Origin of the sequence: Paenibacillus cineris (assembly GCF_018333335.1) — a bacterium.
Taxonomy (GTDB): Bacteria; Bacillota; Bacilli; order Paenibacillales; family Paenibacillaceae; genus Paenibacillus_AQ; species Paenibacillus_AQ favisporus.
In genome coordinates this window covers 1,751,975-1,768,431 of the sequence record NZ_BORU01000001.1, presented here as the reverse complement: position 1 = coordinate 1,768,431, position 16,457 = coordinate 1,751,975, and the positions used below count along the sequence as shown (strand labels likewise).

The window sequence follows — 16,457 nt, the reverse complement described above, 5'->3', positions numbered from 1 at the left end:
TACATTGGTAACAATTTACGATATAGCGCAAATGGCCAACGTCTCGGCCATGACGGTCTCCAAGGTCATCAACAACACCGGGCGGATCAGTGAGGAGACACGCCGCAAAGTCAAAAAAGTGATGGAAGAACTTAATTACATACCGAATTCAAATGCCCGGAGCCTTGTCCTGCAGCAGACCCAAATTCTGTCCCTGCTCATCACGGACATCACCAACCCGTTCTATACGAGCCTGGCCCGCGGTGCCGAAGACGGTGCCAAACAGTACGGCTACCGCCTTCTGTTCGGCAACAGTGACGAGGATTACGCGAAGGAAAAGGATTATGTCGACATGATCCTGTCCACGCGGGTCGATGGCGTGCTGTTTGCTCCTGCAGGGGACCTGTCGCTGAAAAATCTCGAGAAGCTGCGGGCTCACAACATCCCGTTCGTCATTATGGACCGGGCGGTGCCCGGAATCGAGTCGGATATGATCTGCGGAGACAGCAAGGAAGGCGCCCGGAAGCTTGTCGATTACCTGATCGGGCTGGGCCATCGCCGCATCGCGCTTGTCAACGGCTCACTCGACGTCTCTACGGCCCGGCTCCGTTATGAGGGATACGCGGAGGCGTTGGCCCTTCAGGGCATCCCGTTGGATGAGACGCTCATCATCCACCAGAACTACCGCGATTACCATGCGGATGATCATCTGGAGCAGCTGCTCGAGCAGCCTTCCCCTCCGACCGCGATTTTTGCGGCCAACAACGTATTGGCGGTCGGTGTAATCCGGGATCTGCGTGAGCGCGGCATCCGGGTGCCGGAGGACATCTCCGTCGTTTGCTTTGACGACCTCGATCTCTCGTCGGCGCTGGACCCGTTTCTGACGGTGGCGGCACAGCCGGCTTACCAGTTTGGCGCCATGGGCATACAGCTGCTGGTGGAGCGGATTCGGGGCAGCTCGGTTCCGGAGTCCCGCAAGGTAATTTTGCCGTCGGAGCTGGTGATCCGCTCGTCTGCCAAACCTATCTAAGTCACAGCAAGAGGTGAGTTTCATTTTACAAAAAAGCATGACCCGGGGGCATTGGTCCAAACGGCTGCTCACGCCCCCCAAAATTCTGGTATTCGGGTTTCTGATCATGATCGCTGCCGGGACCCTGCTTCTGACGCTGCCGGCAGCCTCGGCTACCGGCATCTCGATCGGGCCCCTGAACGCGCTGTTCACGGCAACTTCAGCCGCCTGCGTGACCGGCCTTACGGTCGTCGACACGGGAACGGCTTTTTCCGTGTTCGGACAAACCGTCATTCTGCTACTGGTCCAAGTCGGCGGCATCGGCTTCATGACGATGGCAACGCTGATCGCGCTCGTGCTGAATAAGCGGATTTCGCTGAGAGAGCGGCTGGTTTTGCAGGAAGCGCTGAACCACGGCACCATCGACGGCGTAGTCCGGCTGGTCAAGAAGGTTATTCTGTATTCCCTGCTGATCGAAGTGGCGGGGGCACTGCTGCTTGCGGTCCATTATGTCTTCTCCCTTTCTCTGCCGCCGGGCAAGGCCGTCTATTTCGGTGTCTATCACAGCATCTCGCTGTTTAACAACGCCGGATTCGATTTGATGGGAAGCGTGCAGGGACCGTTCAGCGGTATGGCCTCCTTCGTGAGCGACCCGTATATGAATATCGTCCTGATGGCACTTATTTTTCTGGGCGGGATCGGCTTTATCGTCCTGTCAGACCTGCTGGAATACCCGAAGGTCCGCAAAATCTCACTGCACAGCAAGGTTGTGCTCAGCGCGACGGCGGTGCTTGTCTTCGTCGGCGGCCTCATCATTTTCCTGATGGAGGTCAACAATCCGCGAACGTTGGGTCCGCTTAATACAGGTGGCAAGATTTGGGCTTCGCTGTTCCAATCGGTGACGACCCGCTCCGGCGGTGTCAATACGGTCGATATCGGCGGCCTTCACCAGTCAACGCAGTTCTTCATGATCCTGTTGATGTTCATCGGCGCAGCTCCCGGCTCGACCGGAGGCGGCATCAAAATTACGACGTTTGTGCTGCTCCTCGGTGCCGTGCATGCTATGATCCGCGGTCGGGAGGATGTCGTCCTGTTCCGCAAACGGATCGCCAAGGATGTGGTGTACAAAGCCATCACGCTGACGCTCCTTTCCATTCTGCTGATCATCCTGTTTGCCATGCTGCTGTCGGTGACGGAAGACCATGATTTTATGTCAATCCTGTTTGAATCGGCTTCGGCCTTCGGCACGACAGGCATCTCCATGGGACTGACCACCGAGCTCAGCCCCTTCGGCAAGGTATGGGTGATCTGCCTGATGTACCTGGGCCGATTGGGTCCGCTTACCCTTGCGTACGCGCTGACCCGGGACAACAAGAAGGAGCCGTACAATCATCCGGAAGGGAAAATCATTATCGGTTAAACCCGTTGCGGGTCTCAACCTTATGCGGGGATTGCAATTTTTGGAGATGAGGCTGTCAATATGAGTATTGAGCAACAAATGTATGATGAAGTTATTGAACTTATCAGAAAAAGGTATCCGACAGGCTGGGGCGGTGCTGCAGCCGTCCGTCTTATAGACGGAACGATCCTCACCAGCGTGGCTCCCGAAGTCATCAACGACTCCACTCATCTGTGTATGGAGACGGGCGCTATATTAGAAGCCCACAAGCTGAACAAGAAAGTAACGCATTCCATCTGCTTGGCACGGGATGACGAGATGTCGCCGTACAAGGTGCTCTCTCCTTGCGGGGTGTGCCAGGAACGTTTATTTTATTGGGGTCCAGACGTGAAATGCGCCGTCACGGTCCCGGGCGGCGAGCTCGTCTTCAAAACGTTGGCGGAAATTCAGCCGTATCACTGGAGCACTGCTTATGACGATCTGAAAGAAAAATGGACGACGTCCTGATGCACTGCCGAATGCCAAAAGAGGCTCCCCTTCATGGGGAGCCTCTTTGTCATACCGCCGACTTCATTACATCAGCTTCTGAATTTCATCCTTCAGCACCTCGGACTGCGGTCCGAACACCACCTGGACGGCGCCTTTGCCAAGCCGCATGACGCCGGAAGCGCCGAGCTGCTTCAGTCCTTGATCGTTGACGACCGACTCGTCTTTGACGACAAGACGCAGACGGGTAATGCATGCATCGATACTCTCGATGTTGTCCGTGCCCCCGATATTTGCGAGCACTCTGGCTGCCTTGCTGTCCGATGCCGCAACGCCCGCATCTGCTGCGCCGCCTTCTATTGCTTCGTCCGCCACCTGAACATCATCCTCCCGACCCGGCGTTTTCAGGTTGAGCTTCACGATCATCACCCGGAACAGGACGTAGTACACGACCGCGAAGACCAGACCTACCGGAATGAGCAGCAGCGGCTTGGTGGACAGCGGATAGTTCAGCGCATAGTCGATAAATCCGGCCGAGAATCCGAAGCCGAGCTTCACGCCCAGCGCATACATCACGTAACCGGCCACCCCCGCCAGCACTGCATGTATACCATATAGTACAGGAGCGACGAACATGAATGCAAATTCAAGCGGTTCCGTGATCCCTGTCAGGAATGAAGCGACTGCGGCACCGATAAAGATTGAGGCCACCGCCTTGCGCTTCTCCTTCTTGGCGGTATGGATAATAGCTAGTGCCGCTGCCGGCAGGCCAAACATCATAATCGGGAAGAAGCCGGTCATGAACATGCCCGCGGATTTGTCTCCCGCAAAGAACCGGTACAGGTCGCCGTGAACGACCTTACCTGCCGCGTCGGTATAATCCCCGATCTGGAACCAGACGATCGAGTTGATAATATGGTGCAGGCCGAACGGAACGAGCAGGCGGTTTGCGATCAAATATACCGCGCTGCCGATTCCTCCGAGGCTGACGATCCAGCGGCCGAACGTATCCAGCACGTCCTGGATTGGCCCCCAGATGAGGCCGAGAACGATGCCGACGAATACCATCGTGACGGACGTAATAATCGGCACAAAGCGTTTGCCGCCGAAAAATCCGAGCCAGTCCGGCAGCTTGATTTTATGAAAACGGTTGTATAAAAAGGCGGAAATCAGACCGACGATGATGCCTCCGAGAACCCCTGTGTTAAGCTCCGCGCCTTTATCCATAACAGTCGTAAACGCAAGCGGTACCTTAACCAGCACCTTTAAGAGAATAATGTGGCCGATGACGGCAGAGAGCGCAGCGACAGCGTCACCCGTCAATCCGATAGCCACCCCGACGGCAAAGATGAGCGGCAGGTTATCGAAGATCGTCGATCCGCCGGCATCCAGAAACGGTGCAATGTAGTGGTTCAGGAACCATCCCACCTGGTTGCCCAGGTGGAAGTCCTTAATATAGTCGATGTTGCCAAAACGCATCAGAATCGCCGCCGCCGGCAGCGTCGCCACCGGAAGCATCAGCGACTTCCCGATTTTTTGCAGAAATGCTAGCATGTTCTGTCATCCCTTTCTCGTTCGAAAGTAGCTTTAGGATTTAAGCGTAACGCTCAGGATTTCGGACTGTCCGGCGGTTACCGCCCCCAGCTTCGTTTCCATCTGCTCCACTTTGTCTTCGCTGTTCGTGATAATGACTGGCGTTACGGTCGGCAGACCTGCCGCGCGAATCGCCTCCATGTCGAATTCGATCAGCGTTTGCCCCGCCTTCACCTTGTCTCCCGTGTTGACATGGCTTGTAAATCCGCTGCCTTTCAGCCCTACTGTGTTAATGCCGATATGAAACAGGAACTGCAGGCCGTTCTCATGCTCTACAATGACCGCATGCTTGGACTTGATCACGTGAGCCACGACACCGTCAAACGGAGCGATCAGCTTGCCGTCGGCAGGCTCAATGGCGAGCCCTTTGCCCATATGTCCGCCTGCAAAAGCTTCATCCGGGACCTGATCAAGCGGTACTGCCGTACCCGTAAGCGGGGACGTAATCTCTAACGTTTGCTGTTTTTTGGATTTCCATTTTGAAAACATGAATATTCCTCCTTGACGAAATCTGCGTGAATCTCCGATCGGTTGTCATCATCCGGGCTATGAAAAAAGGATCTTTTCCATTATGTCCAGGAACGGATGAACTATGTGGAACCTGGTATATGCTTGCGGTTGGAAGCTGCCTGAGAACATAACCTTTGAAACGGAAGCGATTTCAAAACGTTGGGAGCTCCCTTCAATGCCACACACTCCTCCCCAAAAGACCAACAAAAAAAGCCAAGAATAGACTCCACGCAGGAATCGATTCTTGGCTCATGCCCAATGTTAAGGTAACACGCCAATTTCAAGTATTCACTTATGTGCCTATATTAAAACAAGATACAGCGATACGTCAATAGCCAATCTATTCAATTTTGTATCCTGGTCGATAAGCCCTTATTCTGGATTGTTACTCAGGCTGTGGATACGGCTGCGATTGCGCCTGCATCTGTGACTGAGGCTGCAACTGCGGCTGTGATTGCGGTTGTGATTGCGGTTGTGATTGCGGTTGTGACTGTGACTGCGGCGGTGTCTGCGCTTCCGAACCTTGCTTATTCCGACTGCGAAAATTCCCAACGATCAGCAGCGCTGCCGGTATAACGAATCCCGGGAACACCGCCATCATCGGGTAAACAATTCCGGACCATTCCAGCTCCGCCGTATTCCGAAGAACCCAAAGGGACAACGGCAGCAGCAAAAAGAAAAAGGGAATCACCAAGCTCTTGTAATTTATTACGTCAAAGCACTGCACGGTTGTAATCACAGTACCATAGAAGCAAATCAGAAGCTTCATGAACGATGTAATCAGCCAGATAATGCCCACAATGACCTCTGCCCGTTCCAACACCCGCTCAATCCGGATCTCGCGTGCCACGTCATAGACAGCATAAGGAGATCGGGCCGTCATGTCCACGCCAAGCACCATGATCGTGATTACGCTGAGCAGTGCGCCGGAGATCAGAGTCCCCACGCTGGTGACATAAAAATATTTTTTTATTTTTTGCTGGTTTTGTACAAACGGGATCAGCAGGAGGCAGATGGAAATTTCCAGCGAAGGGAAACCTAGCAGCGGATAACCCGCCTTAATCGCCGGCATTACCCCTTCGGGAAACATCGGAAACAGCTCGCCCGGATGCATTTTAGGAATCAAGAGCAGCGCTGTAATGACAAAAACGCCCATCGCCCATGGATACAAAATTTCCCCCGTCCTTCCAATGACTTCAATCCCTAAATAGCAGCCGTAAAGCACCGGGATCAAGATAACCACCATATTAACAACCAGCGGCGTTTGAGGGAGTACGACCGAACCGATAAAATTGCCGATATTCCGTGCCACATAGGCAGTCAAAATCAAAAAATAAAACATATATACGACTGCTATGGCCGAACCGAACCATTTACCAGTCAGTACGCGGCCGTACTCGATAATCGTCTGTTTCGGATACCGAAAACCGAGTTTCATATAGAGCGTAATGAGACCGAGCTGAATGATTCCAACAATGATGACGCTGAACCAGGCGTCTTGTCCAGCAATGGACACAAGCGTATGCGGCTGAACGAGCGCGGCCGTGCCGATAATATACAAATACATCAGCAAAGCAAACTGCAGAGCCGAAATTTTGCCCTTATCCATGGATCACCTTGCCCTCCGACACCCATTGCATGACCGGCTTGGCGATAGGTCCGAAAACATGGCCCATCACGATCACAAAAGACGGCAGCGGGATGTCCATGATCAGCATGATATACAAAAACCCACCGAACAGCATGATCGTCGTTGAAATCCATAGTTCCTTTTTTGACGCCTTCCGCCTGAGCGCAATAAAATTCAGGATCACAGCCACAAAGATGGCTGCAGTAATGATATAATCGGGACCCATAAGAAACACCTCACTTCATATTTTGCAGATAGGATTGATTGCGGACTCCCGTCGAATAGATCTCCATATCGGCACTTACGACCGTCCGGATTTCGGGGAACAGCGTGTCCCATTCTTTCTTATTGGCTTTCCAGTATGACGGGCTGGCCTTATATACCAGGTTCCCATATCCCAGAGCATCACTGTCCAGTTCATGCTGAAGGGTCGAAATGGTGCCGTTCACCATCTTGATAACCTGCTGTTCGGCTTCTTTTTCCAGCCAGCTGATCGTTTCCTTTTTATCCACCTTGACTTTGTGGCTGTTCACATCAAACACATTCGCCTTCTGCTTGATATGGATGACGACTTCAGGCTTGCCCCGGCTGAACCGGGCTTTCACCGAGGCCTTGCTGTGAAGGATCGCGACATGTACCTTTCCATCCTCAACGGGAATCGGTACGACAAGCCGCTGCACTTTATTTTTGATGATGGCAAGCCCCTTGGATTCGCTTTGGTTCAAATAACCCACCAGCTTTCCGTTTTTGAACACAGCCATATTTCCGATTCGCAAATAGCCGTCAGGTGAAATCTTCTCTACATTTTCCTTCGTTCCCGCCTTTTCAGGATCACCGACAAACTCAACGCTGCCGGTGACGGCCATTGCCATGGGATTGTCCAATGTGAGAATAAAATCCTTCATACTGACGGGATAGGCTGCGCTGGCCCGCTTATTGTAGCTTTCTAGCGTTTTGTACAATTGCTTCACCGGCAATTTCTCCATGTTCGTCAAAGTTTCCAATACTTGGGCCGCTGTCCCGTGTTTCGCGACAAGCATAGAAAAATCGATCCGGATTTCCGGGTCCCGGTCAATCAAATCGAATAAATCGTCAACCCCTTTTTTCGCCAAATCCTCACCGATAATCATCATTTGGTTGTGGGCGAAGTAAAACCGGCGCGGCGCGACATTATCCATATTCTGCAATGCATCCAGAAACGTCTTTCCCCTTCCGATATATTTCGTCACCGGAATGCCGCTGGTTCCACCGCCTCCGCCCGGACTGCTCTCCGAAGCCTGGCTGGGCACCACCACCTGTAGAGTCACGAGTATGTTATCCGGATTGTCGGGATCTTCGTCCAGTCCAATTCCCAAAACGATGGAGAGCTGGTCCAGAAACTTGATATCCCAGCAGCCTGACAGGGACAGCAAGAGCACCAGACATATAGTGATATGGCAGATCCGTTGAAACATATCAGCGCTCTCTCCCTTCATGGCCAAATCTCGAATACATTAATCCGGTTACACTTCGCTCGGATCCTGTGTTTGATGCGGCTCATTCTCGTCCCTGTCCGCCTGTTGATTGCCCATCGCGCCTTCCCGGAACCGGACCGGGTTATTCCTGCTGATCAGCTTAGGTCTCTTCTTCATATAATCCTGAGGCATGCGCAGCATTGAATCTTTCATATCCGGATAGATCATCGGCGCATACGGAGCCAAATAAGGAACATTAAGAGACTTAAGACTGCATAGATGCAGAACAAGGATCAGCAGCATACAGGCAATCCCGTAGATACCAAACATCGATGCCGCAATCAGCATGACAAAACGGAGCATCCGTGCGGCAATCCCGATGTTATAGGCCGGGGACACGAAACTCGCAATGGCCGTCAGCGATACGACGATAACGACGACCGGGGAGACGATCCCGGCTTCGACTGCGGCCTGCCCCAGTACCAGGCCCCCCACGATCGAAATGGTGTTCCCGACGGACCGGGGCATCCGCACGCCGGCTTCCCGCAAAATTTCAAAAACCGTTTCCATGATAAAGGCCTCGACAAAGGCGGGAAAAGGAACCCCCTCCCGCTGCACTGCCAGCTTCAGCAGCCAGGAAGTCGGAATCATCTCTTGGTGAAATCCGATGATGGCCACATAAAAGGAAGGAAGCAGCAGGCCGATGAGAAACGAGAAGTATCGCAGAAACCGAATTAAACTCCCCACATCAAACCGGTTGTAATAGTCTTCCGCCGCCTGAAAGAACATATTAAAGGTGGAAGGAAGCAGCAGAACAAACGGGGTTCCGTCAACTAGGATCGCTATCCGGCCTTCCAGCAGGCTTGCGGCGATCACGTCAGGACGTTCGCTGTGATAGATGGTTGGAAAAATCGTCTTATTCGTATTTTCGAGAAGCTCCTCAATATACCCCGACTCCAGGACGCCGTCGATATCAATGACAGAGAGACGCTTCCGGACCTCGTCCACATTTTTTTCGTCCACGATACCGTGAATATACATGATGCCTACGTCGGTTTGCGTCACTCTCCCCAGCTGCATTTCTTCCAGCCACAGATTGGGACTTTTGATTTTCCTTCTGAGCAGCGCCGTGTTCGTTCGAAGCGATTCCGTAAAGCCTTCGCGCGGGCCTCGGATGACCGTCTGCGACTCCGGCTCGGTGACGCTCCGCCGTTCTCCGCCTTTGGTGCTGGCGATAACCGCACTGCCAATCCGATCGATAAAAAGCAGCGTATCTCCGGACAGCAGATGCAGGTACAGCTTGCTCCAATCAGAGATCTGGTAAATCTCACCGGCGGCCAGCGCCTTTTCCTTGAACTGCTGCAAAAATTTCCTGTCTTCTTCTGACGTTATGCCTCTATACCCACCATGAGAATCTTCTTCGAGCTCGTCTTCGGCCTCGTATCGGGCTTCGCCTTCTTTTCGTCCTTCCTCCGCATCCCGCTCCAATTCCCATGCTTCTACAAGCTCTGCTTCCGATGCGAACTGCTTGATTTCGTTCAAGACAGTTTCAATCGCAAACTCCGAAACCGATGTCGGGTCTACCAGACCGTCAACATATACAAAAGCAACTTTCCTGCCGAAGTTCCGGGCAAGGATTTCACGGATGACTATATCACCGCTTCCTCCCATGTCCCTTTTCAAACGATCCAGATTGCTTTTTAAATCAGAGGACAGCCTGTCCGGGTGCAGCTCTGCCGGATCCGTCCCCGCGGATTCCTGATACGGTGCGCCGTTCTTCCCAGCCCGGTTTGAAGGCTGCTGTTGTGTTGAAGCATTACGGGATTTCTTTTTGCCGACCATCCGGGTCTCCACCTTGTCTATTTATGATGCTTATACTTTCCAAGTCAGGGTAATTTCATCCAAGTCGGTCTCCATGCAAGCACAAAAAAACGCAGGGTACACCCTGCGCTGCTTAAATACGGCAACTACTCTTTTTTCAATTTCTGGAATAACCCCTGCCGCCGGCTTACTAATCCTTTCTCCAAGGCATAACGCGTCAGCTGGACCCGGTTCTCCAAATGAAGCTTCTGCAATATGTTTTTCAGGTGGTTTTTAACCGTTTGGTCAGAAATTTTGAGCTCGGCGGCAATTTCCTTGTTAGTAAGCCCCGAAGCCACCCAATTTAAAATTTCGCGCTCCCGCGCGGTCAACGTCTCATGATGCTCCGGACTCTTGGGGGCAAGCGGAAATTCCCTTAAAATTTGCGTGGCAAGTTCCCGGCTGAGCGGCGCTTCGTCGCTCATGATCCCCCGTAAATACTCAAGCCATGTCGACGGGGATAAATTTTTGAGCAGATAGCCCTGCGCTCCCTGCTTTAACGCCTCGAACAAATGCGTCACATCGTCCGATACCGTGATCATAACGATTTTGACGTAAGGATACTGCAGCTTGATCTGCCTTGTCGCCTCCAACCCGCCAATGCCCTGCATTTGGATGTCCATCAGGATCAGGTCGGGCATCAATAACTCGGTCATACTTACGGCTTCCTCGCCGCTATGGGCCATGCCGATCACTTCAAACGCCGGGTCAGCCGAGAGGATATCGGTCACCGCTTCGCGCGCATGAGCGGAGTCATCGGCAACCAGCACTCTGAACGTATTCAATGGTTATGGGCCTCCTTTCTGATCTCCACCCGGCTGCCCCGCTGCATCGGCAGGATCAGCATTTTCCAGCCAAGCTCCTCGGCGCGCTCCTTCATGATCCGAAGGCCGTACCGGTCCTTCAAATGAAATGGATCCGTATGAATTCCCCTCCCGTTGTCATCGACGAAAACCGTCCAGCCCCGGCCGTCCAGCGTGCCTTTGATCGTCACCTTGGTGGCATGGGCATGCTTGTGAATGTTCAGCAGCGCTTCCCGGATGCAGGCCAGAAGCTCTACTTTTTCCTTGGCGCTCAAGGCCGCATCTGGAATGGACCATTCGATCCAGGGCTGGATCAGCGTTTCCTTGGCTGTATGTTCGATCCTTGAACGCATCGAAGCCTGATACTCCCGCTCCTCCGGCGATTCCGGATAGCGAAGATTGGCGATCGCCTGCCTCACGTACCGGTTCACCTCATGAACCGATTTGCGCAGCTCCTGGAAGTCCGCCGATTCCCGGGCTCCCCGGCCGCGCGACTCCGCCCGGTCCATCTTGACCGACAGCAGAAACAGGGACTGCGCGATGCCGTCATGCAGTTCCCTGGCAAGCAGATCCCGTTCTTCCAGGGCTGCTTTTTCCGCCCGCTCCCGGTTCAGCTCCTCCTGCACCTGTTCCAGCCTCCGGAACAGCATGCTGAGCAGGGTCATGCTGATAAAGAACAGAAACACCGGCGTAAGAAAATTACCCACCTTCATCGATATATAAGGCATTAGAAACGCATGCCTCGCATATTCCCATATCCCTACGGCCAGTGTAGGAATAATCAATATCATCCACTTGATTTGTTTATAGGACATGCCTTGATCCGCACCTTCCCCGGGCACTCCCGGCATATTCAGACTTGTCTCTATTGTATCACGGCCTGCCCGGCGTATGTTAGAACGGTTCGTGTCACATACTACGAAGCGAACTTGTCTTTGTTTGGACGTCTGGATGGAAGCATCGACAACGAACAACCGGGAGGACCTTATGCGCACAAGGCTTTATGCAACGCTATCCATGCTGCTTTTGACGATTTCGGTGACGGCTGCTCCGGCAGCGGGGGCTTCTCCCGTAAACCAAGGCAGAGAGTACTATGAACAAAGGGGAGACGTCATCTGGGAGATTCCGAACCGGGAAAAGATTATAGCACTGACCTTCGATGACGGGCCGGATCCTGAGGATACGCCGCAGATTCTCGACCTGCTGAAGCAGTATCACGCAAAGGCAACGTTTTTTGTCGTCGGCAAACAGGTTCAGGAGCACCCGGAGCTGGCCAAGCGGCAGGTGGCCGAAGGCCATGAGCTTGCCAACCACACCTTCGACCATATGTATTTTAACCGCCGAAGCTCACCGGAGGTCATCGTGCGGGAGCTGCGGGAAACCCAGGAAGCCATATACCAGGTTACCGGTAAAAAAACCTACCTGTTTCGCCCTCCCGGAGGATATTATAACGACCGTATGATCCAAATTTGCAAGAAGGAGGGTTATCTCGTCGTCATGTGGTCCTGGCATCAGGACACCTGGGACTGGAACCGGCCGGGCGTCGCCAAGATCGTGAACAAGGTGCTGAACAACGCGCGCAACGGCGACATCGTCCTGATGCACGACCACGTGGAGGGCAAGTCCCAAACGGTCGACGCGTTAAAACAAATCCTGCCTGAACTGCAGAAGCGCGGATATCGCTTTGTTACCGTATCGGAGCTGGTAGAGTACAACATTCCTTGAGGGGCGTTTAAACGCGCCCCTTTTTTGGCGCTTCCTCCCCAGGCCATTCACGTTGGAATTGCGCAAGAAACTGCTCCATAAATGCGTGGCGGGCAGCAGCCTCCCGCTGGGCCGCCGGCGTATTCATCAGATCTTTCAGCTTCAGCAGCTTCTCGTAAAAATGGTTCACCGTCGTCCCCTGCCGGCTGCGGTACTCCTCCTGGGTCATACTGTTCCGCGGCGGCTCGGCGGGGTCATACATGAGTCTTCCCCTTGATCCGCCAAAGGCAAACGTGCGGGCAATACCGATCGCTCCGATGGCGTCCAGACGATCTGCGTCCTGCACGACCCGCCCCTCCAAAGTCGACATGGGCCTGCCGCCTCCGCCGCCATAAGACATGGTCCCGATAATCTCCAGCACATGATCCACGAGCGCTGCATCCGCCCCATGTTCCGTGAGCCAAGAGGAAATAGCTGCCATGCCCTCCTCTTTCGAAGCTACGATTTTCTCGTCGGCCAGGTCATGAAAAAGGGCCGCCAGCTCGCAGACGACCGGGTCGGCACCTTCCTGCTCCGCCAGCCTCTTCGACCACTCCGCCACCCGGTAAATATGCCACCAATCGTGGCCGGACGGCTCAGACTTTAAACGATCCTTCACGTATTCCCTTGCTTCCATAATCATTTGGTCGGTTTCCATATGCTTTCCTCCAAACAGCTTTATTTTTCTGAACAATCGCGGTTGAATCCGAACATATATTCGCCTATAATACAATGCATAGCTCTTTTAATAAATGAGGTGAAATGATGATCAACCGAACCTGTGAACCGTCGGCGAGTTTCAATTCTACCATGAAAGAGGCTGCTTGGACACAGACCAGCCGCTTGCTGGAGGAATCCCTCCGCCGTCACCTGAAAGTAACCCTGCACCTTGCCGGTGCCGGACCCGAACAAGAAATCCGGGGCTTCGTCACCGTGATTAACACCTATCTGGAAGAGATCAAGTTTAGAGCTGAAGACGAATGGCTGTGGATCAAATTCAGCGAGATCATTTCCGCGCATACATAAGCCGGCTTGAAGGAACGTAAGGAACCCTTAGCGAAAAGGTTACAAGGGAAACCGTTTATATCATATTGGAATGCAATGGTTTCCCGTACACATATTACTGAGCAAACGGAGGAGTTAGCTATGACCGATGATTTGAAATATCCTATCGGACTTTGCGTAACGAAAAAAGAACTGAGTGGAGATGAGCGTACAGCATTAATCGGCGAAATCCGCAGCCTGCCTTCGAAACTGCGGCAAGCCGTCAGCGGATGGTCCAAAGAACAGCTGGACACGCCTTATCGGCCAGGCGGCTGGACCGTCCGTCAAGTCGTGCACCATGTCGGAGACAGCCACATGAACAGCCTGATTCGGCTTAAACTTGCTTTAACCGAGGATAATCCGGTGATAAAACCTTATGAGGAGCAATTATGGGCTGAACTTGCGGATTCCGCGCTGCCTGATCCGGAGATATCCCTGAATCTGCTGGAGGCGCTGCATGAACGGTTTGTGCTTGTTCTGGAAAGCTTGAACAGCGACCAGTGGCTCAGAACATACAACCATCCGGCGAACGGAGAAACCAATTTGAACGAGCATCTATGCACGTATGCTTGGCATGGCAACCACCATCTTGCGCACATCACGACCCTCAAAGAACGGATGGGCTGGTAAGGCGGGATTCAGGTTCTTCGGTATGACGCCCTTCCTCAAATGAAATACTAACCAAAATGGTATGATTGAGGCAGGTGTTCTCATGAGTAAAATCTTGTCCATCTACGGCAGAGATGTGAAAAACATTGTCACGAACTGGGCCGCGCTCGTCATCATCGCCGGTCTTGTTATGCTTCCTTCCCTGTACGCCTGGTTCAACATCAAGGCATCCTGGGATCCCTACGGCAATACCGGTGATATTGCGATTGCCGTCGCGAACAACGACAAAGGGACGACGATGAAGGGACAGTCGCTGAATCTCGGCAAGGAGGTCGTCGCCTCGCTGAAGGACAATCATAAGCTGGGCTGGAGGTTCGTCTCCGAGGCGGACGCCATGAGAGGCGTCCGGCACGGGGATTACTATGCGAGCATCATCATCCCGGACAATTTTTCGGCCTCGATTGCCACGGTGCTGTCGGACAACCCGACCCACGCCGAAATTTTGTATTATGTGAACGAAAAGATCAATGCGGTATCCCCGAAGATTACATCTTCCGGAGCCAGCGGCATCATCCAGGAAGTCAGCAAAAATTTCGTCAAAACCGCCAACGGCACGATTTTTAAAATTTTCAACGAGCTTGGTATCGAGCTGCAAAATCAGCTGCCGACCATTGAGAAGGTCCGCTCGCTGGTGTTTGAGCTGGAGAAAAATTTCCCGGAAATCAACCAAGCCGTAAACACGGCGGCGCAGGACATCCATACGACCAACGAGCTGGTATCCAAAGCTCAAGGGGCGCTGCCCATAGTGACCGACCTGGCCAAGAACGGGCAGCAGTTGGCGGCTGGTCTGGACGATTTTATGGGCAAGGCTTCCACGGCTGCCAAGGATATCGCGCCGAACGTAAAGCAGGATCTGCTGCTTCTGCAGCAGACTTCCATGGCTACGGAGCAGCTGACCGCGCTCCTGAAGGATCCCGACGTCGATCCGAAGACTGCGCTTGATGCGCTGGACCGGATATCCTCCAGGTTAACTACCGGTCTGGAAGTGCAGGAAGCGCTGATCAGCTGGTTCGACCGGCTGAACCAGACCGCAGGCGGCCGACTGGATTTCGTCAGCTCCAAGCTGAAGCAGGTCCGGGACAAAATGCAGTCTCAGCTGACGCTTGTCAATCAAATCCGCAGCGGGGTAAAGAAAGGCGAGAAACCGGCCATGGATCTGGTGAATAAGCTGAACACAATCTCCGGCGACGTATCCGATCTATTAGGGGACATCCTCGGGCGGTATGACAGCGAAATTCAGCCGGCGATCGCAAGCGGGCTGCAGAAGGCGGTCAAGTCCGCCGCCGAAGCGAAGAAGGTGATGGATTCTGCGGTTCAGAGCCTGCCCGACGTCAAGAAGGTGCTGTCCGACGCTTCCAAGGGATTGGCGATCGGCACGCAGGGCATTTCCGTCATCCAGAAGGAGCTTCCGGGCGTGGAAGCCAAAGTCAAGGAACTGGCGGACCGGATGCGCAAATTCGAATCGGAGGGCAACCTGCAGGAAGTCATCGACCTGCTGAAAAACAACTTCCAGCAGGAAGGACAGTTCTTCGCCGAGCCTGTCGTACTGAAGGAGAATCAGCTGTTTCCGATACCGAATTACGGATCCGCCATGTCGCCCTTCTTCTCAACGCTGGCCCTCTGGGTCGGAGCGACGCTGCTCGTATCCCTGGTGACGACGGAAGTGCATTCGCCTGCAGCCGGAACGGATTATAACAGCATCCAGATTTATTTCGGGCGGTTTCTGACCTTCCTGACGCTGGCGCTGCTGCAATCGGTCCTCGTCACGGCAGGCGATATCTTCCTCTTGGGAACCTATGTGGTGGACAAAGGCTGGTTCATCTTATTCGGATTGGTCAACAGCGCTGTCTTTATGCTGATCGTCTACACCCTCGTTTCCGTGTTCGGCAATGTCGGCAAGGCGCTTGCCATCGTTCTGCTGGTGCTGCAGCTTGCTGGATCAGGCGGAACCTTTCCTATTCAGACGACACCGCCGTTCTTCCGGGCGATCCATCCGTTCCTTCCGTTCACCTACGGCATCAGCATGATGCGCGAAGCGGTGGGGGGCATGATCTGGAGCGTCGTTCGCAGCGATCTGCTCATCATGTGCGTGTATGTCGTGATCACGCTCGTGATTGGTCTTGCGCTGAAAGGGATCATCAACCAGCTTGCCGCTGGCCTCGTCAAGAAAGCGAAGGAAAGCAAACTGATTCATTGATCACGGTATAAAGGTATAAACCAAACAAGCCTCCCCAGCAGTCAAGCTGCTGACGGGAGGCTTTATGATTCATGCCTATTT

At 53.4% G+C, this 16,457-nt stretch carries 16 protein-coding genes; 7 read left to right on the top strand and 9 right to left on the bottom strand.

From position 1 onward, the window contains the following. Nucleotides 1-4 precede the first annotated feature (4 nt). From KI379_RS08595 to KI379_RS08585, 3 genes are read left to right on the top strand one after another with little or no spacing between them, the layout of a single operon-like run. A complete protein-coding gene (locus KI379_RS08595) occupies nt 5-1,009 on the top strand; it encodes a LacI family DNA-binding transcriptional regulator (protein ID WP_212983293.1) in 1,005 nt (334 codons plus the stop codon). Between the two features lie 37 nt (nt 1,010-1,046). Next, on the top strand, nt 1,047-2,408 hold the full coding sequence (locus tag KI379_RS08590; protein ID WP_212984651.1) for a TrkH family potassium uptake protein: 1,362 nt from the start codon (nt 1,047-1,049) through the stop codon (nt 2,406-2,408). A gap of 60 nt (nt 2,409-2,468) precedes the next feature. Beyond that, complete coding sequence (locus KI379_RS08585) at nt 2,469-2,894, top strand: cytidine deaminase (RefSeq protein ID WP_212983292.1); 426 nt, start codon at nt 2,469-2,471, stop codon at nt 2,892-2,894. A 66-nt stretch (nt 2,895-2,960) separates the two neighbouring features. On the opposite strand, the gene nagE is transcribed toward KI379_RS08585, so the two are convergent. The 8 genes from nagE to KI379_RS08545 form a co-directional block, all read right to left on the bottom strand. After that, nucleotides 2,961-4,427, bottom strand: coding sequence for an N-acetylglucosamine-specific PTS transporter subunit IIBC (nagE, locus tag KI379_RS08580; protein ID WP_089546643.1), 1,467 nt, complete (start codon nt 4,425-4,427; stop codon nt 2,961-2,963). Nucleotides 4,428-4,460: 33 nt separating this feature from the next. Further along, on the bottom strand, nt 4,461-4,955 hold the full coding sequence (locus KI379_RS08575) for a PTS sugar transporter subunit IIA (protein ID WP_212983291.1): 495 nt from the start codon (nt 4,953-4,955) through the stop codon (nt 4,461-4,463). 406 nt (nt 4,956-5,361) lie between these two features. Further along, the gene (locus KI379_RS08570; RefSeq protein ID WP_212983290.1) at nt 5,362-6,585 is read right to left on the bottom strand and encodes a GerAB/ArcD/ProY family transporter; all 1,224 of its coding nucleotides are present in this window, start codon (nt 6,583-6,585) and stop codon (nt 5,362-5,364) included. Further along, nucleotides 6,578-6,832, bottom strand: coding sequence for a hypothetical protein (locus tag KI379_RS08565; protein ID WP_212983289.1), 255 nt, complete (start codon nt 6,830-6,832; stop codon nt 6,578-6,580). The genes KI379_RS08570 and KI379_RS08565 overlap by 8 nt, the downstream gene beginning before the upstream one ends. A 10-nt stretch (nt 6,833-6,842) precedes the next feature. Beyond that, the gene (locus KI379_RS08560; protein WP_212983288.1) at nt 6,843-8,060 is read right to left on the bottom strand and encodes a Ger(x)C family spore germination protein; all 1,218 of its coding nucleotides are present in this window, start codon (nt 8,058-8,060) and stop codon (nt 6,843-6,845) included. A gap of 48 nt (nt 8,061-8,108) precedes the next feature. Continuing rightward, nucleotides 8,109-9,902, bottom strand: a complete 1,794-nt coding sequence (locus KI379_RS08555; RefSeq protein ID WP_244879220.1) for a spore germination protein — start codon at nt 9,900-9,902, stop codon at nt 8,109-8,111. A gap of 125 nt (nt 9,903-10,027) precedes the next feature. Beyond that, nucleotides 10,028-10,705 (bottom strand): response regulator, encoded by a 678-nt coding sequence (locus KI379_RS08550; protein ID WP_076167721.1) that lies wholly within the window; start codon nt 10,703-10,705, stop codon nt 10,028-10,030. Next, nucleotides 10,702-11,538 carry a sensor histidine kinase gene (locus tag KI379_RS08545; protein ID WP_076169499.1) on the bottom strand — a complete coding sequence of 279 codons (837 nt, stop codon included), beginning with the start codon at nt 11,536-11,538 and terminating at the stop codon, nt 10,702-10,704. The genes KI379_RS08550 and KI379_RS08545 overlap by 4 nt, the downstream gene beginning before the upstream one ends. A gap of 172 nt (nt 11,539-11,710) precedes the next feature. On the opposite strand from KI379_RS08545, the gene KI379_RS08540 reads away from it, so the two are divergent. Continuing rightward, complete coding sequence (locus KI379_RS08540) at nt 11,711-12,448, top strand: polysaccharide deacetylase family protein (protein WP_089546638.1); 738 nt, start codon at nt 11,711-11,713, stop codon at nt 12,446-12,448. Between the two features lie 7 nt (nt 12,449-12,455). Here the strand turns inward: KI379_RS08540 and KI379_RS08535 are convergent, their stop codons facing one another. Continuing rightward, complete coding sequence (locus KI379_RS08535) at nt 12,456-13,124, bottom strand: HD domain-containing protein (RefSeq protein WP_212983287.1); 669 nt, start codon at nt 13,122-13,124, stop codon at nt 12,456-12,458. A 104-nt stretch (nt 13,125-13,228) separates the two neighbouring features. On the opposite strand from KI379_RS08535, the gene KI379_RS08530 reads away from it, so the two are divergent. From KI379_RS08530 to KI379_RS08520, 3 genes are all read left to right on the top strand, one after another. Next, nucleotides 13,229-13,492, top strand: coding sequence for a YolD-like family protein (locus KI379_RS08530; protein WP_089546636.1), 264 nt, complete (start codon nt 13,229-13,231; stop codon nt 13,490-13,492). A 120-nt stretch (nt 13,493-13,612) separates the two neighbouring features. Continuing rightward, a complete protein-coding gene (locus KI379_RS08525) occupies nt 13,613-14,140 on the top strand; it encodes a YfiT family bacillithiol transferase (RefSeq protein ID WP_145134730.1) in 528 nt (175 codons plus the stop codon). An 82-nt stretch (nt 14,141-14,222) separates the two neighbouring features. After that, entirely contained in the window at nt 14,223-16,376 is a 2,154-nt protein-coding gene (locus KI379_RS08520; protein ID WP_212983286.1) for a YhgE/Pip domain-containing protein, read from the top strand. Nucleotides 16,377-16,457 lie beyond the last annotated feature (81 nt).